This is a genomic window from Methylobacterium sp. E-065 (assembly GCF_022829605.1).
GTDB lineage: Bacteria > Pseudomonadota > Alphaproteobacteria > Rhizobiales > Beijerinckiaceae > Methylobacterium.
The window spans coordinates 15,821-39,660 of the sequence record NZ_JAKSYD010000235.1; the positions used below are offsets into that span (position 1 = coordinate 15,821).

Here is a 23,840-nt window from a genome sequence, read left to right on the forward strand (position 1 = left end):
TCAATACCGGACGGTGGTGAACCCGCTCCGGCCCACGACGCTCTGGATCACGTCCTTGGTGGATGGGCTGAGCCCGCCATCGCCGCGCAGGCGGCGGCCATCCGCCCGTTCGAGGCGCGCGACGTCGTCGGAGCATCGGCCGAGCGCCTCGCGAATCCGCGACGACAGGGGCGCCGCCCGCGCCGCCGGAGCGCCGCTCATCTCGAACCGGAGGCAGGAGGCGAGGTAGCCTTTCAGGTCATCGAAGGCGGCAGCCTGCGCGCTCGACGTGAGGACGACGAAGAGTAGGGCGGATCGGGCGAGCATCGGGCGCTCCAGGCAGGGTCGGACCATGCTGACAACGCGCAGGCGAGGCTTTCGTAACCGGGGTTTTCGGATGCGGACCGCGGAGTTCGCGCCCGCCGCACGCGGACGGATTGGCGCCGACGCGCTTGTGTACGTCCGCCTGGGCTGAAAAGCGGCCCTGCCGAAACGCAGTCCGTTCGGCCGCACGATGCGAGAGCCTTCGAAACAGCGGCCAGCGACCTTCAGTGGAAGATGATGCAACACCATTGACCTAGAGCATCGTGCCGGTTCCGACCGGCTACATGATGCTCTAAAGGCCAACCGCAAACTTTGGTGGAGTTGTCTCGCGTGCGTTCCGGTTCAAGGCTCTCCGAGCGCTGGTTGACGCTGGCGCATTGGATCGTTGCCCTGGTCTTCGCTTGGTTCCTGATCGGGCTTGGCTCACTGGTCGTGGGAGATCTTCCTCAGGTCGAGCACCGTTACACGCTCGAACAGTTCCTCGACGCCGACCAGACCCGGAATTCGACCGAGGCTCTGAAGCAGATCCGCCGCGAACAGGATGAAAGCCGTCGGCAGGTCGAGCAGGATCAACTCGCCCTGGACGCGGCCCGATCGGCCTCCGAGGGCGCGCGCGAGACTTTCGCCAACTGGCTGAAGACCCGAGACGCCACGCAGCGGGTCGATCAGGACCCCGGCCTGATCGCCCGCACGGAGCAGCTCGACGCGCTCAAGGCCGCCGAGCGCGCCATCGAAGAACGGCTCGCAGCTCTGACGCGGACAGGGCTCGACCTGTCCGCACGCGAAGCGGAGCAAGTGCAGCGGGACGACACCCTGCGATCAGCTGCGCAGACGCGGCTCGATGCGGCCGAGCACGGCCAGGAGTTGCGCGTCTTCGCCTACAGGCTCGCTCTGACGCTGCCGCTGCTGGCCCTGGCCGGATGGCTCCTGCTCAAGCGGCGGCAGACCCGCAATTGGCCGTTCGTCTGGGGCTTCGCCATAGCGGCGGCCTTCGCCTTCTTCGTCGAACTCGTGCCGTATACGCCGAGCTACGGCGGCTACGTGCATTACGGCGTCGGCGTGATCGCGACGCTGGTCGCGGGCCGCGCAACGATCAATGCGCTCCACGCCTACCGCGCGCGACTGGCCGCGGTGGAAGACCGTCCGGACGCGGAACGGCGCACCGAGATCGCTACCGATCAGGCCCTTGCGCGGCTGGCCAGGAAGGCATGTCCCGGCTGCGAACGGCCGATCGCCCTGGACGAAGCGAGCACGAACTTCTGCCCCCATTGCGGCCTCGGCCTCTTCGCGGATTGCCCGGCCTGCGCACAGCGCAAGAGCACCTTCGAGCGCTTCTGTCGGGCCTGCGGAACCCGAAGCCCGGGCCTTCCCGGCACCGTTCCGTAAGTCGGCTTCCGGCTTAGATCCGCGCGCTTATGAGCGCACTCCGCCGGAGTGGACGCCGGTTCGGCGGAGAGCGCGCGCCCCAAAACAGCGGCTCGAGCGCTGGGCTGCTCTGTCGAGCCGGTGGAGCCGGAGAGCGGAAGGCTTCACCCCCGGCGGCCCGTCTCAGGCGTTGTCGCCCCGGATCGCCGCGATCACGGCATCGGTGACTTGCCGGGTTGTGGCCGTGCCGCCAAGATCCGGCGTGTGCAGGTTCGGATCCGCGGTCACCCGCTCGACCGCGCGCATCAGCCGATCGGCGGCGGGCGCCTCGCCGAGATGCTCCAGCATCTGGCACGCCGTCCAGAAGGTCGCGACCGGGTTGGCGATCCCCTTGCCGGTGATGTCAAAGGCCGAGCCGTGGATCGGCTCGAACATCGACGGGAAGGTGCGCTCGGGGTTGATGTTCGCGGTCGGCGCGATGCCAAGCGAGCCCGCCAGCGCCGCCGCGAGGTCCGAGAGGATGTCGGCGTGCAGGTTCGTCGCCACGATCGTGTCGAGGGTCTGCGGCTTCACCACCATGCGCATCGTCATGGCGTCGACCAGCATCTTGTCCCAGGTGACGTCGGGGAAGTCTTGTGCCACCTCGGCGGCGATCTCGTCCCACATCACCATGGCGTGGCGCTGGGCGTTCGACTTGGTCACCACGGTCAGTAACTTGCGCGGGCGGGTTTGAGCCAACCGGAACGCGTAGCGGATGATGCGGTCGACCCCGGAGCGGGTCATCATCGAGACATCGGTGGCGACCTCGTTGGCGTGGCCCTGGTGGACCCGGCCACCGACGCCGGCATACTCGCCCTCCGAGTTCTCGCGCACGATCACCCAATCGAGTTCCGGCCCCGAGACGTGGCGCAGCGGGCTGGTGATGCCCGGCAGGATGCGGGTCGGGCGGACGTTGGCGTACTGATCGAACGGCTGGCAGATCGCGAGCCGCAGGCCCCAGAGGGTGATGTGGTCGGGCACGTCCGGCGCGCCGACCGCCCCGAAGAAGATCGCGTCGTGGTTGCGGATCTGGTCGCGGCCGTCCGCCGGCATCATGACGCCGTGCGCCTTGTAGTAATCCGAGCCCCAGTCGAAATGGTCGAACTGGAACCGGAAGGTGCCGGTCTTCTCGGCCAGCACATCGAGCACCTCGATGCCGGCGGCGATGACTTCAACGCCGATGCCGTCCGCCGGAATGGCCGCGATGGTGTAGGTCTTCATGGTGGGTCTCCGAGTCAAAAGGATTCCGTGCAGGGCGACCGCGAAGGTCAGGCTCGCGGAGAACGGAGCAGGCCGGCCACGACCATCAGGCCGCCCGCGAAGCTACCGGTCCGGTCCTTGATCCAGCGGATCATCCACGGTCCGACGACGACGCCGAGATTGCCGATCGCTTTGATGCCGGCCGCCGTGGCCGGGCCGGACAGGAACATCGCCGGATCGCACAGACCATCCGCATCAATACGGCCGACGCGGCCCTCGAGGCCATGCGCCAGCATCGCATCCGGGCCCTGAACGAGCTGCTGCTGGAACGCTGCGGGCTCAAGCACCTGTAGCGCGTCATGGGCTGCGGACCGAGCGCCGGCCTACCGCACCCGCAGGGATCCCCGATGCCGCGCCGGCCAGGGGAAGCGGCGCCAGCCCCTCTTGCGCCCGAACGAGCGGCGCGGATCTGGCTGAGCCGCGTGCGCGAACCGCCCGACAGCCCGCGGCGCGTGGGCGGCGCCGATGGCCACCAGTGCCGCGACGGCGATCAGGGCGACCAGCGTCGCGCCCCAGAACAGGTTCTCGAACATCCCGCGTACCGCCGCCGAGGAGCTTGCCTCATCGATATTAAAGCACAGACGTTCGCCTCTCGTCGGCAGTGACAACACTGTTTTCGTCGACCATCTGTGGATATCGGCACGATGTCCCACGCTGGCACGCAAATCCCGGATCAGATGCGAGGCTCGGCTGCAAAGCCCAAGCCGATGACGCCGGGCGGGGCGCAGGGCTGATCGTCGATTCCGGGGCTCGCTCTGTGGCCCACCCAAGATGGGCCGTTGGCCTCGACGGACCGGCGCGTGATGTCCGATCCGGGGAAGACGCTCTCATGCACCAAACCGGTCTCCAGTTCGACGGATCGGAAGACGGCACCGGCGCGACTAAAATTGCAGCCGTTGTGCGCGCGAGGGCTTCACGCGCGCCTCATTCACGTGAGGTCTGCCACCTGCATAGATGCTTTCGCGGGCTGATCCGGCCGAGATCTGTTGTGTTCGATCCTTGCTTTCGAACGCGGAAATCCGACGTTATTTAAACGTAAGATAGCGCACATTAACGGCGGTCATGGAATTCCTGATCCATGGCAAGTGCGGGTACCCCGATATCGCAGTACGTCATCACCGCCCGGGGGCAGACGGGTCATATCCGCCAGACCAGGGTCCGGGCCGCGAGTGCGGTTGTGCTCGCCAGAACCTGGATCGCCGCCGGTTATGAGGCGGTGCAGATCGTCGACCCCCTGGGACACGTCCTCAGCCCGGAGCGATACCGGGTCGAGATCATGAACGGCGGCCGGTTTTTCCGCTGAACCTGTCCGGACACGGCGGGATGCGGCCCTTCTGCTGTCGCGCGTGAGGCGGACGATCGGGTCCCGGAGAATTTACGAAGCGTTCATGCTCCGGGTGTCCCATCCGGTCTTCAGAGGCCGAAACGAGGACGCGATGCCGAGCGACACGATGAGAGCGCTCTCCGCCGAAGGTGACGTTGGTTCGGTGCACGGGAACGCGTCACGACACGGTTTTGGAGCCATCCGCGATACAGCTGCGATCGGAACCGTCTCCGAGACGCAGGGCCCGATCCTGGAGCCCTGGCGCATCCTGGCGCTCGCGCTGATCGTCGCCGCCGGCATGCTGTTCGTCCATCTGGTTGTTCCCGCCGACGCCTCCGAGGATCCGGCCGGGGCCACCCCGGCTGCAATCCTCAGCCCGCAGCCGTAGATCGACCGCACTGCGGATCCTATTCGCCCGGCGCCCGGGGGCCGCCGGCCTTATCGAGGGCGGTTGCGGCGGCGACCAGATCGCGCCGCGCCTGGGCGATCGCCGTGGTCTTCTCGGCCCGCTGCGCGTTGAGCGCTTCGAGGAACGCGGTCCAGTCGGCTCGGGCAGTCGTCGGGATCACCCCGTCGAGCCGCTGGCGGAGTTCGGCGACCCGGCTGTCCGCCGTCGCCTGGGGAGCCGCGACGTCGGCGTCGTACACGCCGACCGCGCAGGTCTGATCACCGGCCTTGGTGTAATACGTCGTCTTGGGCTCTTCGACGGTGCTGCCCGGCTTCGGGAACAGGTAGCGGATCACCGCGATCTGTCCGGGCCTGGCGGTCTCCATCATGGTCCGGATGAAGTGGTTGCCCGTCCTGTCATGCAGGTCGTGGACATCGTGACCCTTCAGGATCGGGTTCGGGTGAGCCGACATGACGCCGTCCGGTCCGACGCAAAACACGTAGGTGTCGGCGGTGCGGAAGCCCCGGGCCCCGTCGGTGAAGTCCTGCAAGGCCTGCGCCCTGTCGGCAGCGAGCGCCCGATCGACCCGATGGAGCATCCAGGACGCGAATCCGTTCGGGCTCGGATCGTCGCAGGCGGTGGGCGCCTCGCCGTCGCCGCATGCCCAGGCGGAGCCCGTCGATGCCAGCCCGAGCAGCAGCCCGGCCGCAAGCGTTACAGCTTTCAGCATCACGACGCGCCCCTCGAAAGCAGCATATTCCTGCGAATCGCCGCCATCAGAGACTGCATTCGCTGGCTTGGCAAGCGGCGAAGACAGTTTTCATGCGATCGTCGGTCCAGCTGAATTCGAGGCCGGCCTATTGCAGCGGCAGCGGGATCGCCTCGACCGCGACCTCGCCGATCCCGTGGGCCGCCAGCGCGGTGCGCAGGGGATCGGTCAGGCAGGTCCCGGCCGTGAACGCCCCGTGTGCGGCACCGTACCCCTCCGCCGCCCGCGGCGCGGAGCCGATCAGCTGCACGACGCGCCGGGCGATGGCCGGCGCCGGATCGATCCAGGTCACCGGCCAGGGCGCCAGGGCTTCGAGGCGCGGCAGCAGCAGGGGATAGTGCGTGCAGGCGAGGCAGACCACGTCGGTGCGCCGCCCGTCCGCCTCGGTGACGAAGCAGGGCGCGATCTCGGCCGCGAGAACGGCATCGTCGACGGGAAAACCGGCGAGTTCGGCCTCGGCATAGCTGGCGAGGTTCTGCGCGCCGACCAGCGTGACCGTACAGGCCTCGGCATAGGTGGCGATCAGGTCGCGCGTGTAGGAGCGGGCCACCGTCCCGGGGGTCGCCAGCAGGGAGACGAGGCGCGAGCGCGTGGCCGCAGCGGCCGGCTTGATCGGCGGCACGACGCCGACGAACGGGGTCGTGAAGCGCTGCCGCAGGGCGGGCAGCACCACGGTGGAGGCTGTGTTGCAGGCGATCACCACGAGATCGGGCCGGTGGGTCGCGACCAGCCGCTCCATCACGGTCAGCACCCGGGCGACGAGGGCCGCCTCGGTGAGGCGGCCGTACGGGAAGGCGGCATCGTCGCCGACATAGACGTAGCGGGCGTCCGGCCGGGCGCGCCGCACGGCATCGAGCACGGTGAGGCCACCGAGCCCGGAATCGAACACCAGGATGGTCGGCTCGGCGGCGCCGCGCAGAGCCGCGGCAGAGAGGCTGGCGCCGGCCATCAGATCGATCCGCATGTGACGTCCGGACTCCTCGCAAGGATCCCGAGAATCGGCCTCGCTGGTTAAGGCGGTGTCACTGCGGCGAGAGAAAGACCCGTGATCCCCAACGCGCGGTGTTAACCGCGCCGCGGCGTCGGCGAACCGCCGTCGAACGACACATGCCAGCCGGACTCCGCCTGCGGAGGTTGTCTGACCTCGGCCAAGACATATCTTCTGCGCGCCAACCCAGGACCGAGGAAACGGTTCTCGGGGCGGCGAGAAAAAGGGAACGCTCCTCATGGCAGCGACGGCCGCACTGCGCACGGACGACACACACGCGCCCGGAGCGCCGGCTTTCCCGCCGCCGCCCATCTCGGCTCGTCCGATCGACCGGGCCGCCTGGATCGCCGCCTTCCGACAGGTCCGGAGCGAGACCGAGTGCCGCGCGGCGCCGCTCTCCGCCGAGGACCAGCAGGTCCAGTCCATGGCGGATGCTAGCCCGACCAAGTGGCACCGGGCCCATGTGACGTGGTTCTTCGAGCAGTTCCTGCTGCGTGAGCACCTGCCGGGCTACACCATCTACGACGAGCGGCTGCACTACCTGTTCAACTCGTACTATGTGGCGGCCGGCCCCCGGCAGCCGCGCATCCAGCGGGGCATGATCACCCGCCCGACCATGGCGGAGGTCACGGCCTACCGGGCCCATATCGATCAAGCGGTCGAGTCACTCCTGGGCCAAACCTCCGAGCGCGCACTGGAGGCGATCCTGCCGATCCTGGAGATCGGGCTCTACCACGAGCAGCAGCATCAGGAGCTCCTGCTCACCGACATCCTGCACGCCTTCGCGCAGAACCCACTGAATCCGGCCTACGACCCGAACTGGCGCTTCCCGAAGGCTGCGGCGCACCCGGGCCAGACCCGGCTCGACCGGGGCATCGGCTGGATCGGGCACGAGGGACCGGGCTTCTCCTTCGACAACGAATCGCCCCGCCACGAGACGCTGATTCAGGCCGGTCGGATCGACCGGGCATTGGTGACCAACCGCCAGTGGCTCGCCTTCATGGAGGACAGCGGCTACGCCAAGCCCGAGCTGTGGCTGTCAGACGGCTGGTATGCCGGTCCGACCGAGGGCTGGGAGGCGCCGGGCTATTGGCGCCGGACCAGTGACGGCTGGGCGACCATGACGCTCGCCGGCGAGCGCCCGGTGGATCTCGACGCGCCGGTCACCCACATCAGCTACTACGAGGCCGACGCCTACGCCCGCTGGGCCGGCCGCTTCCTGCCGACCGAGTTCGAGTGGGAGGTCGCGGCCCGGGACGGCGGCCTGCCGGACGCGTTCGGCCTCGTCTGGCAATGGACCCGCAGCGCCTACGTCGCCTATCCGGGCTACCGGCCGTTGCCGGGTGCCCTGGGCGAGTACAACGGCAAGTTCATGAATAACCAGTTCGTGCTGCGCGGCTCTTCGGTTGCCACATCGGACGGTCATGCAAGGCTGCCGTACCGCAACTTCTTCTATCCGCATCAGCGCTGGCAGTTCACCGGACTGCGCCTCGCCGATGCCGCCTGACGCGCCCCGGAGCGACCCGTGACCATCAACCCGACGTTTTCCGATCCGACACCGGTCGCACCGGCCTTCCTCGATGACGTGCGCGAAGGTCTGTCCCGCCCGCAGAAAGCGCTCTCGCCAAAGTACTTCTACGACGCGGCCGGATCCGACCTGTTCGAGAAGATCACCCGGCTGCCGGAATACTACCCGACCCGCACCGAGATCGGGATCCTGGACGGGCGCGGGCCGGAGATCGCCGCGCTGCTGCCGGCGGGCGCCGCCTTGGTCGAGTTCGGCAGCGGCTCGACGGTGAAGCTGCGCCGCCTGCTGCGGCACCTCGACAAGCTGGCGGCCTACGTGCCGGTCGATGTCTCCGGCGAGTTTTTACGCGCGCAGGCAGAGACCTTGAGCGCCGATTTCCCGCACCTGCGCGTCGAGCCGGTGGTGGCCGACTTCACCCGGGATTTCGACCTGCCCGAGAGCCTCGCGGGCCTGCCGCGGGCCGGCTTCTTCCCCGGCTCGACGATCGGCAACTTCGAGCCCGAGGAGGCCGAAGCGCTGCTCGCCCGGTTCGGGCGGATCCTGGGATCAGGGGCTCACATGATCGTGGGTGTCGATCTCGTGAAGGACGCAGGCACCCTTGAAAGCGCCTACGACGATGCCGAAGGCGTCACCGCGGCGTTCAATCTCAACCTCCTGACACGCATCAACCGCGAGCTCGGGGGCGGCTTCGACCTCGACACCTTCACCCATCGGGCCGTGTTCAACCCGCAGGCTTCGCGGATCGAAATGCACCTCGTCGCCCGCGACGCCCAGGACGTGGCGATAGGCTCGGACACCTTCGCGTTCGCGGCCGGCGAGACGATCCACACGGAGAGCAGCTACAAGTACACGGTCGAGACCTTCCGGGCCCTGGCCGAGCGCGCCGGCTGGCGGTGGATCCAGGTTTGGACGGACGCGGACGGCCTGTTCTCGGTCCACGCCCTGCGGCTGGATTGAGAATCGGGGCCACGGCCGGGCCGATGAGGTTCGGGCCACCCGGGTTCATCCTCGTCGCCCCCGCACTCGGTGCGCTGGCGGGCCTGCTCTATGGGGCGATCTTCGACGTCGGCCCCCTGGCCGGCGCGGCGATCCGCGGCGCGATCATCGGCACGCCGATCATGCTGTACGAGCGGCGGCTCCTGTTTCCGGTCCTGCGGGAGCGGATCCGGGGGCTTGCCACGCCGCTGTTCCTGCTCGCCACCGTGGCGCTCTACGTCGCACTGATCGTGGCCGGGAACGCGCTCGCCAGCACCGTGCTCAACCGCCTGTTCCGCTTCATGTACAGCGAGCGGAACGCGATGCTGATGACTGATACCGGGCTGCTCTACGCGCTCGCCATCTCGGCCGTCGTGGTGTTCGTGTTTAGGGTCCGCGACCTGATCGGTCCGGGGGTGTTCGCCAACCTGCTGATCGGGCGCTACCACCGGCCGATCAACGAGGAGCGAATCTTCCTGTTCCTCGACGTGACCGGCTCGACCCAGTTCGCCGACCAGCACGGCGACCGGGAGGCGCAGGCCTATCTCGGACAGGTGTTCAACGCCCTGGCGCTACCGGTCTCCCGGGCCCGCGGCTCGATCGACGATTATATCGGCGATCTGGCGCTGGTGACGTGGACGATGGAGCGCGGTGTCCGCGATGCCGCCTGCTTGCGTTGCGTGTTCGATTTCGAAGCACGCCTCGCCGCCGAGGCCGAAGCATGGCGCAACCGCTTCGGGCAGGTGCCGGAATTCCGCGCGGCCTTGCATTGCGGCCCGGTGGTCACCGCCGAGATCGGACTGGAGCGACACAAGATCGCGTATTTCGGAGACGTGGTGAACACGACCGCGCGGCTGGAGGCCCTGTCCAAGACGCTGGGAGTCCACGTGCTGGTCTCGGCCGATCTCCTCGACCGGATCGGGCCGCTGCCCGGCAACCTTGTCGCGGAGGATCTCGGCGACCACACCCTGCGCGGGCGGGAGGCACCCCTGACGGTCGCGGCGAGCAGGCGCCGCCCATCCGAGGTCGTCAGGGCCAGGTGAGGCCGGGGAGGGCGCACGTGCCTGTCCCCGGTATCCCCGCTGTCAGCGGCGCGGAGCCGTCAGTTCAGGTAGGTGCGGATCCAGTTGGGGGACAGGATCTCGCCCTCCTCGGTGATGATCCAGGGCTGCTTGGCCGGGTCGCCCAGGGCGCCGGCGGCGGCCTTGATCGCCTCGCGCAGGGTGTTGAACCGCTCGGGCTGCGCCAGCGGGGCGCTCGCCGGGACCGTACGCCAGATCGTCAGATCGGCGGGCCGTTCCAGAGCTTCGGTTTCCATCGGTACTCGTCCTTCCGAACCGTGTGCGACCGTTCAGATACCCACCGCCGGCCTGAGCCAGCTCGACGCGGGGATCGAGGGTCTGAGCGTCAAAGCAAGCATCTCTGCGGCGGCTTTGCGATCAATTCGGGCGGTTTTCGAAACCAGCGTCCTCCGCGTAAGCACGATGGACGCAGCGGTCGCGTTTTCCCAGTCCGTATTAAGCGCGTACACGTTGCCGAGAACTTGCGAGAATTGTGGTCCTCGAATGATGACCATTTCGTTAGCCAGTCTGTTCCGCCTGCCCGTGTGTGCCAGAACACGTCTGAGGCTCACAGGCGGCGGTACGCACCTGTGTTGACGCTTCGATCCTGAACGCGCACTTAAGACCCGCGCCTGCCGGAGCCGACCTCCGGTTCTCTCTCGGAGACATCCGTGCCGGATCGTACCGTGCGCTTCGTGCTCGCCGCGGTTCTGGTCCTGCTGGCGCTGTACGTGGCCCAGCCCTACCTGCAGCCATTGCTCTATTCCGCGGACACGCCCCGGGCCGTGACCGCCCGCGGCGATCTCGCGCAGTCCGAGCAGGCCACGATCCGGCTGTTCGAGCAGGCAAGCCCGTCGGTGGTCCACGTCTTCGCGCAAGGCGCGGCGCAGAACCGCGACCTGCTCGACCTCGACGACGAGGGCGGCGAGCAGCAGGGCGGCGGCACCCAGACCGGCACCGGCTTCGTCTGGGACGGGGCCGGCCACATCGTCACCAACACCCACGTCGTCCAGAACGCGGCGCAGAGCGGGGGCTCCGTCTCGGTCCGGCTGAGCGACGGCACCGTGGCGTCGGCGAGCCTGGTCGGGCTCGCGCCAAGCTACGATCTCGCGGTCCTGCGGCTGGGCCGGGTGACGCACATGCCGCCGCCGCTGGCGATCGGCGCCTCGGCGGACCTCAAGGTCGGGCAATCGACCTTCGCGATCGGCAACCCGTTCGGCCTCGACCACACCCTGACCACCGGCGTCATCAGCGCCGTCCGGCGGCGGATGCCGACCAGCGAGGGGCGGGAGGTGTCGGGCGTGATCCAGACCGATGCGGCGATCAACCCCGGCAATTCCGGCGGGCCGCTGCTCGATTCCGCGGGCCGGCTGATCGGCGTCAACACCGCGATCGTGTCACCCTCCGGGGCGAGCGCCGGCATCGGCTTCGCGATCCCCGTGGACGTGGTGAACCGGATCGTTCCGGAGCTGATCAAGGTCGGCCGGGTGCGCAATCCCGGCATCGGCATCATCGCCGCCCAAGAGGCCGCAACCGCGCGGCTCGGCATCGACGGGGTGGTGATCGTGCGGGTCCTGCCCGGCTCGCCCGCCGCCCAGGCCGGCCTGCGCGGCGTCAATTCGCAGACCGGCGATCTCGGAGACGTGATCGTGGAAGCCAACGGCAATACGGTCCATCGGCTGGCCGACCTCACCGCGGCGATCGAGGAGGCGGGGCTCGGCGCGGCCGTCACCCTGAAGGTCGAGCGCGACGGCCGGATCCGGCAGGTCCGGATCACCACGACGGATGTGGCGGAGAATCGCCAGTGAAGGCCCTGCTGCTCCCGATCCTCTTCGCCCTCGGCGCCGCCGGAGCCGCGCGCGCCGCCGAGCAACCGGCGCGCTCGCGCCTATGCCCGGAAGACCTGCCCGAGGGCGTGCGGCTGCCGCCGCAGCCCGGCTGCGCGGCCGGCACCCGGCCCGCACCGACCCGCCGGGAGGGAGTCTACGATCTGGGCGACGGCACGACCGTGCGGATCGGCGGCCATGCCTCGGCCACGTACGGCGTGCGGCGCTGACCATGGCGCTGTTTGCCGGCCTGCTCGCATGCCTGACGCTCTGGTGGCTGTCGAAGAACAAAGACGGCCTCGGCCGGCGGCTGAGACGCGCCCTCGGCCAGGGGCTCGGTGCCGTGATGGGCGGAACGCGGACGCTCGGCGCGGTGTCGCTGCTGGCGGGCGGCTTTCTGCTCCTGCACGGAAACCTCGTCCTGGCGGCGCTGCTCGGCCTGAGCGGCGTCTGGATGATCGAGGGACAGGACTCGATGACGGCGCGGCTGCGCCGCTTGATCCGGTCGGGGGCCGCGAACAATCCCCGTGATCCTCAGAATCCCCTTTATTCCGACACGGCCCCGGCGCCGCGCGATCCCGAAGCGCCGCGCGATCCCTACGAGTCCCAGGATCGTCGCTTCCGCACGACGCTGATCGAGGCGCATCTGCGCCCCGACGGCAGCCTGCGCACCGGCCGCGTGACCGGTGGGCCTCAGGCGGGGGTGTGGCTCGACGCCATGCCGACCGACGCGGTCGTCAATTTGCTGCGGCTCTGCCGGGTTCGCGACCCGATGGGCGTCGCCTTGCTAGAGCCGTATCTCGACCGCCGGGCGCCCGGTTGGCGTGTAGACGCTGAGCGTGATGGCGACCCGGGGTCGCGCCGCCCGCCGAACCCAGGGGCGCTGACGCAGGAGGAGGCGTACCAGATCCTGGGGCTTCAGCGCGGGGCGACCGCTGAGCAGATCCGGACGGCCCACCGGTCGCTGATGAAGCGCGCCCACCCCGACCAGGGGGGAAGCGCCGAGGGTGCGGCGCGCGTCAACGCCGCCCGGGACAGGCTTTTGAACCGACATCGCTGATACTCCACGCGCGTTGTCAGAAAATGGATGGGTCTCGGCCGCGGGCGAACAGCGTCGCGGCACATCCTGCCGGCGCTGGACGCGCCGGCCGGTCCTCGTCGATCAGCTCCGGGTCGCGAAGCAGCTGAAGCCGCTGCGCTTCAGGGCCGAGCAGGCGTCCTGCGCGGAATCTTGCTCGGCGAAGCCCGAGAAGCGGGCGCGGAACAGGGTGGTGCCGCCGTGCTCGACCTTGACCGTGTAGGGGGCCGCCTTCGACAGGCTGCCGCCGACCTTGGCGCGGGCCTCCGAGAGCATCGAGCGGGCCTTGGTCTCGTCGTCCATGGCGCCGAGCTGGATCACCCAGGCGGTCGGCACGACGCGGGCGCCGGACACCGCCTTCGGCGGCTCGTCGCGCTCGACCGAGGCCACGCGCGCCACCGTCTTGCTGGCACCGGGGAAGGGCGCCTGGGCGCTGCTCGCGCCGGCATAAGCCTGGGCGGTCTTCGGGATGCCCTGCGGTCCAACCTTCCACGTGCCGCCGGGCGTGGTGGTGGTGCCCTTCGGCGCGAGATCGAGGGGCTCGCCGGTGGTGCCGGTGGTCTCGACATCCTCGTCGTCCGCGGAGGCGACCTGCGTGCGGGTCCGCGACACGCCGTCGGCGACGACCGCCGGGCGGGCGCGCTCGGCGACCTCGGTGGTGGGCGCCGAGATCCGGGCACCGGCATAGGCGCGCGGCAGGCTGGAGCGGACGAGGTCGGCCATGATCCGGTCGCGGCCCGCGCCGGACTTGCCGCCCAGCACGATCGCCACGATCTGACGGCCCTCGGATCTCGCCGCCGTCATCAAGTTGAAGCCGGAATCCCGGGTGTAGCCGGTCTTGATCCCGTCCACACCCTGGACGTTGCCCAGCAGGTGGTTGTGGTTGCCGATGACCCGACCCCGGAACACGAAGGACCGGGTCTGGAAGTAGCGGTAATAGTGCGGGAAGCGGTCCTGGATCGCCCGGGCCAGCACGGTGAGATCCCGGGCCGTGGTGAGCTGATCGGGATCGGGCAGGCCCGAGGCGTTGGCGTAGTGCGTCCGGCTCATGCCGAGAGCATGGGCCTTGGCGGTCATCATCTGGGCGAAACGCTCCTCGGAGCCCGCGATGTTCTCGCCGATGGCGCAGGCCACGTCGTTGGCCGACTTGGTCACGATCGCCTTGATGGCGTCCTCGACCGCGATGGTCTGGCCGGGCCGCAGGCCGAGCTTCGAGGGGGCCTGGGCGGCGGCATGGGCCGAGATGGTCAGATCGGAATCGAGGGCGAACTTGCCGCGCTCCATCTGCTCGAACAGCAGGTAGAGGGTCATCACCTTGGTGATCGAGGCGGGATGGCGCAGCGCATCCTCGTTGACCGCGTGGAGGGTCTTGCCGCTCTTCACGTCCACTACCATGGCGGCGTAGGGCGGGTTGTAGCCGCCACCGGCCGCGCGGGCGTGGTGGTGGTGCCGTCCACGCCGGGCTTCGGCCGGGGCGGCGAGGGTGGACAGAACCGCGGCGGCCAGGATCGCGGCCGGCAGCGCGGGAATCGTCCGAGAGCGGCCTACTACGCTACGCATCACGCCTGATTGCCTCGCGAGACCGGCACGCGCCGGTCGTGTCCCTAGAGCGGAGCGGCGCCGGTCGCGTGGCCCCGCTGCATCACCGCAGAGTTAGGCAAGTGCAGTTACAGGCCCGTTAATGCGATCGCCGCGCGTATCGGGTTGTTGCGTTTCTGCTGATGGTTGCGGGCCGGGCAGCGAACCCGCGACACGCCCCCAGCCGCAGAACGGGGAGGGCGAAGTGCGCCCCGCCGAGTCCGCGCTACACCCGAATTGTCGCCGCTTGACGCTGCCGGACGCGGCGCACACAGTCGGTGTCAGATCCGATACAGCCACCCGGCCCCGACGAGCCGCCGGCGGCCGGGAGTTCGGCCATGCTGACGCGCGCGCGCCACCTGTCTTTTCCGGATCCGGCCAGCGTCGGCGCGCCGGGGCGGCGGCTCGGCATCACCGGACGGACCCTCGGGATCGCGTGGGCCACTTCCATCAAGCAGGGCCTCGACGATCGTGCGGCAACGGCCCGGACCCGCGCCGCAACCCGCGATCCGGCCAAGATGCCAGCGGTCCAGTCCGCGTCTCTCGAGCGGGCCAGGTTACACCCGACCGCGCGTTCGGCCGTGACGGCAGACCAGAACGGGGTGCTCACCGCCGATCTGATGCGGTCGCCCGCACCCCACCCCACCCGGGCGCATTAGCGGATCGGCGGCCGTGCGGCAGTCGCAAGCTCAGCGGGACGGACAAGTGCGCGCAGGCGTCTGGCGAAGTCGGCTCACCGTCTGTAGATTAGTGACAGAGGAGCCGCGCGTTGCTCCCGGCAGGGCCAGGACGGGATCGGCCTTCGCAGTCGGCGACGCCCGCTCCGATCGAGGGATCGGTTCGACGCACATGACTCAGGTCCCCCTACAGGGCACCGCACGTTCGATGGGGATTGCGCGGCCGGTCACGGCCTCCGGCTCGCGCGCGCCGGGCGGCGACGACCGGTCCAACACCGCGATCATCACCCGCACCAAGACCCGGACGAAGCGACCGAGCCTCTACCGGGTCCTGCTCCTGAACGACGACTACACGCCGATGGAATTCGTCGTGCTGGTGGTCGAACGCTTCTTCAACAAGAGCCACGAGGACGCCTACCAGATCATGATGCACGTGCATCAGAACGGGGTCGGCGAGTGCGGGGTGTTCACCTACGAGGTGGCGGAGACCAAGGTGACGCAGGTCATGGACTTCGCACGCAAACACCAACATCCTCTCCAGTGCGTTATGGAAAAAAAGTAGGCGCCGTTCGCGGTAGGCACGAAGGACAGAGGCCAGCTTTGCCAAGCTTCTCACGCAGCCTAGAACAAGCTCTCCACCGCGCCCTGGCGCTCGCGGGAGAGCGCCGGCACGAATACGCGACGCTGGAGCACCTCCTGCTCGCCCTCGTGGACGATCAGGACGCGGCCGCGGTCATGCGCGCCTGCAACGTCGAGGTCGACACGCTCAAGCGGAGCCTGATCGACTACGTCGACACGGAACTGTCCAACCTCACCGGCGACGGCCGGCAGGACGCCAAGCCCACGGCCGGGTTTCAGCGGGTGATCCAGCGCGCGGTGATCCACGTCCAGTCCTCCGGCCGCGAGGAAGTGACCGGGGCGAACGTGCTGGTGGCGATCTTCGCCGAGCGCGAGAGTCACGCCGCCTACTTCCTGCAGGAGCAGGACATGACCCGCTACGACGCGGTCAACTACATCAGCCACGGCATCGCCAAGCGCCCCGGCGCTTCCGAATCGAAGCCGGTGCGCGGCGCCGAGGAAGAGGGGGCTGCGGAGCGTCCGAGCGACGACGGCGATCCCCGCGGCGCCAAGAAGAAGGGCGACGCGCTGGACGCCTACTGCGTCAACCTCAACAAGAAGGCCCGCGACGGCAAGATCGACCCGCTGATCGGCCGCCATACTGAAGTCGAGCGCACGATCCAGGTCCTGTGCCGCCGGCAGAAGAACAACCCGCTGCTGGTGGGCGACCCCGGCGTCGGCAAGACCGCGATCGCGGAAGGGCTCGCGCGCAAGATCATCCAGCACGAGGTGCCGGAGGTCCTGGCCGATGCGACCGTGTTCTCCCTCGACATGGGCACGCTGCTCGCCGGCACCCGCTACCGGGGCGACTTCGAGGAGCGCCTCAAGCAGGTGATGAAGGAGATCGAAGCGCACCCGAACGCGATCATGTTCATCGACGAGATCCACACGGTGATCGGTGCCGGTGCGACCTCGGGCGGGGCCATGGACGCGTCGAACCTGCTCAAGCCCGCTCTGGCCTCCGGCACCCTGCGCTGCATCGGCTCGACCACCTACAAGGAGTACCGCCAGTACTTCGAGAAGGACCGCGCCCTGGTCCGCCGCTTCCAGAAGATCGACGTCAACGAGCCGTCGATCCCGGACACGATCGAAATTGTGAAGGGGCTGCGCCCGTATTTCGAGGAGTTCCACAAGCTCAAGTACACGACCGAGGCCGTGAAGGCCGCGGTGGAGCTGTCGGCCCGCTACATCAACGACCGCAAGCTGCCCGACAAGGCGATCGACGTGATCGACGAGACCGGTGCCTCGCAGATGCTGGTGCCGGAGGCGCGCCGCAAGCGCGTCATCGGCATCAAGGAGATCGAGGCGACCATCGCCACGATGGCGCGGATCCCGCCCAAGACCGTCTCCAAGGACGACGCGGTGGTGCTCCAGCATCTCACCGAAAACCTGAAGCGCGTGGTTTACGGCCAGCCGAACGCGATCGAGGCCCTGACTTCGGCGATCAAGCTGGCCCGGGCCGGCCTGCGCGACCCGGATAAGCCGATCGGCTCGTACCTGTTCGCGGGTCCGACCGGCGTCGGCAAGACCGAGGCCGCCAAGCAGCTCGCCTCGTCGCTGGGCGTCGAGATGCTGCGCTTCGACATGTCGGAATACATGGAGCGCCACACGGTGAGCCGCCTGATCGGCGCGCCCCCCGGCTATGTCGGCTTCGACCAGGGCGGCCTGCTCACCGACGGAATCGACCAGCACCCGCACTGCGTGCTCCTGCTCGACGAGATCGAGAAGGCGCATCCGGACCTGTTCAACATCCTGCTGCAGGTGATGGACCACGGGAAGCTGACCGACCACAACGGCAAGCAGGTCGATTTCCGCAACGTCATCATCATCATGACCACCAACGCGGGCGCCTCGGACCTCGCGAAGTCGGCCTACGGCTTCACCCAGACGAAGCGCACGGGCGACGACGTGGAGGCGATCAACAAGCTGTTCGCGCCGGAATTCCGCAACCGTCTCGACGCGATCATCTCGTTCGGCCACCTGCCGAAGGAAGTGGTGGCGAAGGTGGTGGACAAGTTCGTGCTTCAGCTCGAGGCGCAGCTCGCCGACCGCAACGTCACGATCGAGCTCTCCGACGAGGCCCGCGCGTGGCTGGTCGAGCATGGCTATGACGACGCCATGGGGGCCCGCCCGATGGCGCGGCTGATCCAGTCGACCATCAAGACGCCGCTCGCCGACGAAGTGCTGTTCGGCAAGCTGAAGGATGGCGGCGCGGTCCGGGTGATCGTGCGCAAGCCGGAGGACGAGGAGGCCAAGGCCGGTGCCAAAGACAGCCTGGGCTTCGAATTCCCGGCCGGTCCCGTGACGCCCAAGCCGGAGGCCGACGTGACCAACGCCGCCAAGCGCCACAAGCGGGCCAAGCCCCGCACCGCGACGCGGAAGAAGACGCCCAAGGACGACAAGGGCGGCGGTGGCGGCTCGGGCGGCGGCGTCCGGACCGTGCCGAAGGTGCCACTCGTGCGCGCCTAATGGTGTGCATGCCGGCCGGCGGCCTTCCAGACTAGGAATTGCCGGTCTATGACCGCCGCGACGCGACAGCGCCGCGGCGAGGAGGCGTCCGATGACCGACAACCTGCACGAGGGTCCGCTCTCGCCCGTCGCGCAGACGGCACCGTCCAGGAAGCCGACCTGGCAGGAGGAGCGGCGTCTGCGCCGACGCCGTCGGAAGCGCGGTGAAGAGATTCTGGCCTGGTTTCTCGTGCCGCTGATCTGCGTCGGCCTCTACCTGGGCGTCAGCGCGGGATTCAGCTTCTTCGGGACATCGCCGGGTCAGGTCTGGGACCAGTTGATGCAGGTCAAGGCGATGATGGAGAAGCGCTCCAGTACCCCGGGCGCGCGAGGCTAGAGCCAGCCCTCCGTTCGCCGGCTCCGGGGTCTGATCGAGGAGCCGCCATGCGACCGACCCGACGCGCGCTTCTCGCCGCTCCGCTGCTCGCGGCCCCGGCGCTTCGCACGGCGGCGAGCGGCGGCAGCGTGGTGGTGGTCGGCGCCGGATCAGCGGGTCTGGCGGCGGCGTCTCGCTTGCGAGTTGCGGGCCAGAGCGTCACGCTCCTGGAGGCGCGGGACCGCATCGGCGGCCGGGCCTTCACCGATACGGCCCTGGGTCCCGACTGCCCGTTCGACGCCGGCGCCGAGTACATCCACTGGGCCGAGCGCAATCCCTGGGCGCCGATCGCCCGGGCGGCCGGCGCGCGGTTCGCCCGCGAGGACGGCTGGGCGCGCACCCTCACGATCGACGGCCGCCCCGCCACGGAGCCCGAGCAGGCCGCCCGCCGGGCGGGGTTTTCCGGTCTCGACGCGCTGCTGCAACCGAAGGGTGACGACCTGTCGCTCGCCGAGGCGGCCCGGGCCGGCGGTCCCGATACCGAACGAGCTGCGGCGGGCCTGAGCCGGCTGTCGCTCGGCGAGGATCCCGAGCGGGTCTCGGCGGTCGATTACGACCGGCTCTGGTCCGGAACCGACCTGTGGGTCGACGGCTACGGCAACCTCCTCGCGCGCCACTTCGCCGACCTGCCGGTGATGCTCGGCTGCCCAGTTCAGGCGATCGACTGGTCAGGGCCGGAGGTTCGCGTCGAGACCGCGCGGGGAACCCGATCGGCGGCGGCCGTCATCGTCACGGTGCCAGTGGGCGTGCTGCACAGCGGCGCCTTCCGGTTCACGCCCGGCCTGCCCGAGCCTCACCGGACGGCGCTCGATGGGCTGCACATGGGCGCCTACACCAAGATCGGACTTCGCCTCGACCCGGCCAAGATCGATCCGGCGGCGTTCGGGGATGCAGTCTCGATCGCGACCGGTGGCCCGACTCTGTATTTCGAGATGGGCCCGTTCGGGCGGCCCTTGGCGGTGGCCAATCTCGGCGGCGACGGCGCCCGCGACCTATGCCGGGCCGGCGAAGCGGCGGCGGTGGCGTTCGCCACCGAGCGCCTGGGCGCGATCCTGGGCGGCAAGGCCCGAGGCGCGGTACTGGCGGGACGGCTCGCCGCGTGGTGGACGGATCCCTACGCCCACGGGTCCTATTCCATCGCGGCACCGGGCCACGCGGAGGCGCGCGAGCGCCTGCGCGCACCGGTGGGTGGCCGGGTGTTCCTCGCCGGGGAAGCTCTAGCCGGCGGCGGCGCCATGACGGTCGGTGGCGCAACACTGGAGGGCGAGCGTGCGGCGCGGGACGTGCTCAAGGTGCTGGGAGCGTGATCGGAGCGAGCGCGTCCGGGTCTCTCCCTCTCCTCTCTGCGGACTACCAGATTTCCATTTCGGCTCCGGCGATTCCGCTTCAGGATCGGGCGCGGGTCCCCTCTCCCGTGCGGGAGAGGGACAGGGTGAGGGCGGAGAACTGTCCGGAAGAGGCGCACCCTGACCGCGCGTCGCTGGCGCGCTCGATCCTGAACCTTCTCGTCCCTCACCCCAACCCTCTCCCGCACGGGAGAGGGGGCCGGTCGCGCTTTGTCAGCGGAGACACACCGCAAACATGTTCAGGCCATAGCCACACGGGGAGGAGAGAGCGTCAGCCCCGCGGGGTAGGCGCCCCACCTCACTCAGCCGCGTCCGCCTGCCGAAACCCCTCGATCCCGATCTGATCGGGGTTGATCGCGTGCAGCGCCCGCCGGGCCGCTTCCAGCGGGTGCTCGGCCTCGATCCGGACGGAGGTCAGGTCCGGACTCTTGTACACGGTGACGATGGTGTCCATCACCTCGGTGAGCGTCGTGCGCTTGTCCTCGGGCGCGGCGATCAGGAGTTGTAGGCCCCAGGCCCGGTAGAGATCGACCAGCGCCTGGCTGTTGCGCACGTCGAGCTTCGAGAAGGCCTCGTCGAGGAGGCAGAGACCCAAGCCCGGATTCTCGTCCCCCGGCCGGTCGCCCGGATAATAGGCACTGGCCAGCGAGGCCGCGATCGCCACGTAGAACGGCGCCTGCGCCTCGCCGCCCGAGCCGCGCAGCGCCCGGGCCGACATGGTGGTGCGGTTGCCCGCCCGGTCGCGCATGCCGATCTCGTACACGAAGTAGTTGCGGTAATCCGCCAGCCGCGCCGCATCCTCCTCGCCGGCGATGAGCGCGGTGATTTCGGCGAGGGCCGACGCCATCGGGCCCTCGGTGGCGCCGTCGAGCAGCGCCTGCGCGGCCTCGGGCGAGCGTGCGGTCTCGGTGGCGAGCGCGTGGACGGCGGCGTAGCGGCGGTCCACCGCCGCCTCGAACGCGTAGGTCTGGCCCGTGAAGCTGCGGGCCGAGAGCCGCTCGTTCAGCGCCTCCAGCCGGGCGTGGACCCGCTCGAACCGGTCGGCGAGGCGAGTCAGAAGATCCTCGGTCATCAGGCGGCGCATCTCGACCTCGGCCCGCTCGGCCTGGGCCCGGTAGCGCCGCAATTCGTGGCCTTCGACCGCCTCGTATTCCCGCCGAACCCAGGCGAACCCGTCGATCGCCGGCGCGTCGCCCTGGTTGAGCGGGTTCTCGACCCGCCACGCCGCGCAGGCCTCCGCCAATTCCCGCTCGGCGACCCGCCCGTGCGAGCGGGCCGCCTCGGCGGCCTCCTTGGCGAGCCCGCGCTCGGCGGTGGCCCGGGACCCGGCGGCCTTGGCGTCGAGGCCCGCCAGTGCGCTCCGGGCCTCGGCGATCACGCGCAGATCGAACACCTCCGAGCGGGCGAGGCGGACCCGGGCGGCGTCGCCGCCCAGGACCTGGCGCAGAGCCGCGCGCCGGGCCGCCAGCGCCGCGCGCGCGGCCTCGCGCATGGTCACCAGCCGGGCGCGGAGCGCCGCCTCGTCGGCCAGCAGGCGGTCCAGCTTCGGCTCCAGCTCCTCCGATAGCTCGCGCAGATAGGCGACGCGCTCCGTCGTCAGCGCGGCGATCTCGGCGGCGAGCCCGGCGGTGTCGCGCTTCTCGATGCCCTCGCGCTCGGTCTGGAGGGAGCGCCGCCGGCCGTCGAGACCGTCGAGCTCGGCGCGCAGCGTGTCGATATCGTCGAGGCCCCGGGCGATGCGCGCCCGGATCGCCGCGGCGGTGCGGGCGGCCTCGCGCAAGACCGCCGCCTCGCCGCGCAGGCGTCGCGCCTCCGCGACCGCGGCCTCGTGGACGCGCCGGCTGTCGACCGTGGGCCCGCGATGGCCACGCGTCATGAGCAGATCGACACTCCGCGTCACCGAATACGCCATGCCGGCGGTGGTCCGCCCGCTCGGCGCCACGGCCCGGGCGAGGCGGGCGAGTTCCGAATCATCTTTGGCGAGATCGTAGCCGCCGAGCCGCACCCCCAGGAACGCCTCCGCGTGCGGATCGCGGGTCTCGATCACCGTGAGCGGGCCGTCATCGTAGCGGCGGGCGCGCTGCTTGGCGGTGTCGGTGGTCTTGACCAAGATGCAGCGGTGGAACCGGTCGCGCCCCCCCTGGAGCACGCCTAAAGCCTCGTGGAGCCGGTCGGGTGCCACCACCAGGGCCTCCCGGGCGCGCCCGAGCAGCCCTTCCAGCGCCGGCCCCCAGGTCGGATCGACGATCTCGGCGAGTTCACAGATTGGCAGGGCGTCGATACCGCGCCGCTCCAGCTCGCCGCGGAACGCCACCGTGTCGGAGGACAGGCGCGCCGCCGGGCCGGCGCCAGTGCGGGGCGCGGTGCGCTCGGCCTCGCTCTCCTGGGCGCGGGCCTTGAGGGCCGCATCTTCGGCGGCCCGCTCCAGGATCTCGTCGAATTCAGGCAGCCGCGTCAGCCCGTCGATCAGTTCCGCCAGGGGGCCCTCGGGGCGCAGGATTTCCTCGGGGGGCGATTCCCGGCGCAGGCCGGCGCGGGCGCAGGATTCGGCCAAGCGTGCCGCCTGCGGGCAGCCCTGCCGCAGGAGCGGGGCGACGGGCTGGAGCTTGCCCATCTGGCTGATGAGCGCGACGAGGTCGGCGATCCGGCCCGCCAGCTCCTTCCGGTCACGCTCCAGCATGGAGAGGCCGAGCGTCGAGGCGGCGAGCCGTCCCTCGGCCGCGCTGGCGGCGGCGAGCGCCTTCTTCTCGGCGATCTCCCCGTCGATGTCGCGCACGAAGCCGCGGCTCGCCGCCACGCGCTCCCGGGCGATGCGCAGGGCGTCGCCCCCCTCGCGCAGGCGCAGCCGGACCGCGACGAGGTCGAGGCTGCGGCGGCGCAACTCGGCGGAGGCCGCCCGCAGTTCGTGCGCCGCCGTATCGAGGATCGCCTCACTCCAGGCCTCGTAGCGGTCGCGCAGGCGCCGCAGGCGCGCGAGCCGGCTCTCCAGCTCGCCGATGGTCTCCAGCAGCCGGCGCCAGTTGGCGACGGACTGGCGGACGCGGTCCACGTCGAGCGGCTCCGGCTCCAGCACGAAGGCGCGCACGAAGGCGCTGGTGTCGAAGATCGGCTTGAACGCCACCGCGTTGGCGAAGCTGCGCAGGAAGTGCCGCGGCTCCGGCGCCGGCGCGCCCTCGCGCAGGGTGGCCAGCACATCGGCCGTGAAGCGCTCGCCGGAGGTCCGGTACTCGGTGAAGCTCGACGCCCGGGCCCGCAGATCCCCGGCGATCTCGCTCCAGGGGGCCGTGTAGGTGCCGCCGGGGGCGGTGCGGGCGTAATCGGCGATCTCGAACCGGTGCCCGACCGCGATGAAGCGCGACAGGACCGTCTCCTTCGGCTCGACTGCCCGGGCCGCGAGCGCCAGCCCGACCGTGACGATCCGGCCCGAGGCCGGGTTCTCGAACACCAGCGCCAGCACGGTCTCGCAGGATTCGCGGGTCGGCCGTCCGCCCTCCGCGGGGTCGCTGATCCAGCCCAGGCAATAGTCGCGCACCGTGCGGGCGCTGCGGCCGGACGCGGAGGCGTTCAGCGCGAGACGGCTGGCGTTGTTGCCGGCCAGCACCGTGCCGACCGCGTCGAAGATCGTCGACTTGCCGGCCCCGGTCGGCCCGACCAGGGCGGCAGCGCCCCGCAGCCGGATCTGCTCACGGCGGATCAGATACCAGTTCGCGATGGCGATATCGGTGAGGACGTACACGATGTCGGGGCCGGGGCGGAGAACGATCGGTTCAGTTGGCCGGACTCGGCCGCGTATGCAAGCCGGTGACAGAGGCCGCGGCGCCTCAAGTTCTGCG

22 protein-coding genes and 1 pseudogene are annotated in these 23,840 nt (G+C 69.8%); 14 read left to right on the top strand and 9 right to left on the bottom strand.

The genetic code is table 11. From position 1 onward, the window contains the following. Window positions 1–306, bottom strand: a complete 306-nt coding sequence (locus MKK84_RS27395; protein ID WP_243925132.1) for a hypothetical protein — start codon at window positions 304–306, stop codon at window positions 1–3. Window positions 307–633: 327 nt separating this feature from the next. On the opposite strand from MKK84_RS27395, the gene MKK84_RS27400 reads away from it, so the two are divergent. Beyond that, entirely contained in the window at window positions 634–1,689 is a 1,056-nt protein-coding gene (locus tag MKK84_RS27400) for a zinc ribbon domain-containing protein (RefSeq protein WP_243925134.1), read from the top strand. 162 nt (window positions 1,690–1,851) lie between these two features. On the opposite strand, the gene MKK84_RS27405 is transcribed toward MKK84_RS27400, so the two are convergent. The 3 genes and pseudogenes from MKK84_RS27405 to MKK84_RS27415 form a co-directional block, all read right to left on the bottom strand. Further along, window positions 1,852–2,928, bottom strand: coding sequence for a tartrate dehydrogenase (locus MKK84_RS27405; RefSeq protein ID WP_243925136.1), 1,077 nt, complete (start codon window positions 2,926–2,928; stop codon window positions 1,852–1,854). A gap of 65 nt (window positions 2,929–2,993) precedes the next feature. Then, window positions 2,994–3,143, bottom strand: a pseudogene (locus tag MKK84_RS27410) (MFS transporter); the annotation flags it as partial. A 147-nt stretch (window positions 3,144–3,290) separates the two neighbouring features. Continuing rightward, window positions 3,291–3,500, bottom strand: a complete 210-nt coding sequence (locus MKK84_RS27415; protein ID WP_243925137.1) for a hypothetical protein — start codon at window positions 3,498–3,500, stop codon at window positions 3,291–3,293. 545 nt (window positions 3,501–4,045) lie between these two features. Between MKK84_RS27415 and MKK84_RS27420 the strand changes: the two genes are divergently transcribed. Further along, the gene (locus MKK84_RS27420) at window positions 4,046–4,270 is read left to right on the top strand and encodes a hypothetical protein (protein ID WP_243925139.1); all 225 of its coding nucleotides are present in this window, start codon (window positions 4,046–4,048) and stop codon (window positions 4,268–4,270) included. A 133-nt stretch (window positions 4,271–4,403) separates the two neighbouring features. Next, the gene (locus tag MKK84_RS27425) at window positions 4,404–4,679 is read left to right on the top strand and encodes a hypothetical protein (protein ID WP_243925141.1); all 276 of its coding nucleotides are present in this window, start codon (window positions 4,404–4,406) and stop codon (window positions 4,677–4,679) included. A gap of 19 nt (window positions 4,680–4,698) precedes the next feature. Here the strand turns inward: MKK84_RS27425 and MKK84_RS27430 are convergent, their stop codons facing one another. Both MKK84_RS27430 and murI read right to left on the bottom strand, forming a co-directional pair. Further along, a complete protein-coding gene (locus MKK84_RS27430; protein ID WP_243925142.1) occupies window positions 4,699–5,409 on the bottom strand; it encodes a cache domain-containing protein in 711 nt (236 codons plus the stop codon). Between the two features lie 127 nt (window positions 5,410–5,536). Continuing rightward, window positions 5,537–6,412 (bottom strand): glutamate racemase, encoded by an 876-nt coding sequence (gene murI / locus MKK84_RS27435; protein ID WP_243925149.1) that lies wholly within the window; start codon window positions 6,410–6,412, stop codon window positions 5,537–5,539. 262 nt (window positions 6,413–6,674) lie between these two features. Here murI and egtB point away from each other — a divergent pair, with 262 nt between their 5' ends. Genes egtB through MKK84_RS27450 form a run of 3 tightly spaced genes read left to right on the top strand, consistent with a single transcriptional unit; the run spans window position 6,675 to window position 9,982 of the window. Next, window positions 6,675–7,943, top strand: coding sequence for an ergothioneine biosynthesis protein EgtB (gene egtB, locus MKK84_RS27440; protein WP_243925151.1), 1,269 nt, complete (start codon window positions 6,675–6,677; stop codon window positions 7,941–7,943). A gap of 18 nt (window positions 7,944–7,961) precedes the next feature. Further along, on the top strand, window positions 7,962–8,921 hold the full coding sequence (gene egtD, locus MKK84_RS27445) for an L-histidine N(alpha)-methyltransferase (RefSeq protein WP_243925152.1): 960 nt from the start codon (window positions 7,962–7,964) through the stop codon (window positions 8,919–8,921). A 23-nt stretch (window positions 8,922–8,944) separates the two neighbouring features. Further along, the gene (locus tag MKK84_RS27450) at window positions 8,945–9,982 is read left to right on the top strand and encodes an adenylate/guanylate cyclase domain-containing protein (protein ID WP_243925154.1); all 1,038 of its coding nucleotides are present in this window, start codon (window positions 8,945–8,947) and stop codon (window positions 9,980–9,982) included. A gap of 59 nt (window positions 9,983–10,041) precedes the next feature. Here MKK84_RS27450 and MKK84_RS27455 read toward each other — a convergent pair whose 3' ends face one another. Continuing rightward, window positions 10,042–10,257, bottom strand: coding sequence for a hypothetical protein (locus MKK84_RS27455; RefSeq protein ID WP_243925156.1), 216 nt, complete (start codon window positions 10,255–10,257; stop codon window positions 10,042–10,044). Window positions 10,258–10,671: 414 nt separating this feature from the next. Here MKK84_RS27455 and MKK84_RS27460 point away from each other — a divergent pair, with 414 nt between their 5' ends. From MKK84_RS27460 to MKK84_RS27470, 3 genes are read left to right on the top strand one after another with little or no spacing between them, the layout of a single operon-like run. Next, complete coding sequence (locus MKK84_RS27460; RefSeq protein WP_243925157.1) at window positions 10,672–11,808, top strand: S1C family serine protease; 1,137 nt, start codon at window positions 10,672–10,674, stop codon at window positions 11,806–11,808. Further along, window positions 11,805–12,056 (top strand): hypothetical protein, encoded by a 252-nt coding sequence (locus MKK84_RS27465; RefSeq protein WP_243925159.1) that lies wholly within the window; start codon window positions 11,805–11,807, stop codon window positions 12,054–12,056. Before MKK84_RS27460 ends, MKK84_RS27465 begins: the two co-directional genes overlap by 4 nt. A 2-nt stretch (window positions 12,057–12,058) precedes the next feature. Further along, the gene (locus MKK84_RS27470; protein ID WP_243925160.1) at window positions 12,059–12,886 is read left to right on the top strand and encodes a J domain-containing protein; all 828 of its coding nucleotides are present in this window, start codon (window positions 12,059–12,061) and stop codon (window positions 12,884–12,886) included. 102 nt (window positions 12,887–12,988) lie between these two features. Here the strand turns inward: MKK84_RS27470 and MKK84_RS27475 are convergent, their stop codons facing one another. Next, entirely contained in the window at window positions 12,989–14,464 is a 1,476-nt protein-coding gene (locus MKK84_RS27475) for a D-alanyl-D-alanine carboxypeptidase (RefSeq protein WP_243925161.1), read from the bottom strand. A gap of 356 nt (window positions 14,465–14,820) precedes the next feature. Between MKK84_RS27475 and MKK84_RS27480 the strand changes: the two genes are divergently transcribed. The 5 genes from MKK84_RS27480 to MKK84_RS27500 all read left to right on the top strand — a co-directional run bounded on the left by MKK84_RS27480 (window position 14,821) and on the right by MKK84_RS27500 (window position 19,968). Then, window positions 14,821–15,141: a hypothetical protein gene (locus MKK84_RS27480; protein WP_243925162.1), complete on the top strand. Its 321-nt coding sequence runs from the start codon at window positions 14,821–14,823 to the stop codon at window positions 15,139–15,141. Between the two features lie 190 nt (window positions 15,142–15,331). After that, the gene (gene clpS, locus MKK84_RS27485) at window positions 15,332–15,721 is read left to right on the top strand and encodes an ATP-dependent Clp protease adapter ClpS (RefSeq protein WP_409566552.1); all 390 of its coding nucleotides are present in this window, start codon (window positions 15,332–15,334) and stop codon (window positions 15,719–15,721) included. A gap of 38 nt (window positions 15,722–15,759) precedes the next feature. Then, on the top strand, window positions 15,760–18,246 hold the full coding sequence (gene clpA, locus MKK84_RS27490; RefSeq protein WP_243925164.1) for an ATP-dependent Clp protease ATP-binding subunit ClpA: 2,487 nt from the start codon (window positions 15,760–15,762) through the stop codon (window positions 18,244–18,246). A gap of 91 nt (window positions 18,247–18,337) precedes the next feature. Continuing rightward, window positions 18,338–18,622 carry a hypothetical protein gene (locus tag MKK84_RS27495; RefSeq protein WP_243925166.1) on the top strand — a complete coding sequence of 95 codons (285 nt, stop codon included), beginning with the start codon at window positions 18,338–18,340 and terminating at the stop codon, window positions 18,620–18,622. 47 nt (window positions 18,623–18,669) lie between these two features. Next, on the top strand, window positions 18,670–19,968 hold the full coding sequence (locus tag MKK84_RS27500; RefSeq protein WP_243925171.1) for a flavin monoamine oxidase family protein: 1,299 nt from the start codon (window positions 18,670–18,672) through the stop codon (window positions 19,966–19,968). A gap of 337 nt (window positions 19,969–20,305) precedes the next feature. On the opposite strand, the gene MKK84_RS27505 is transcribed toward MKK84_RS27500, so the two are convergent. Then, window positions 20,306–23,743, bottom strand: coding sequence for an SbcC/MukB-like Walker B domain-containing protein (locus MKK84_RS27505; RefSeq protein WP_243925173.1), 3,438 nt, complete (start codon window positions 23,741–23,743; stop codon window positions 20,306–20,308). Between the last annotated feature and the right edge of the window lie 97 nt (window positions 23,744–23,840).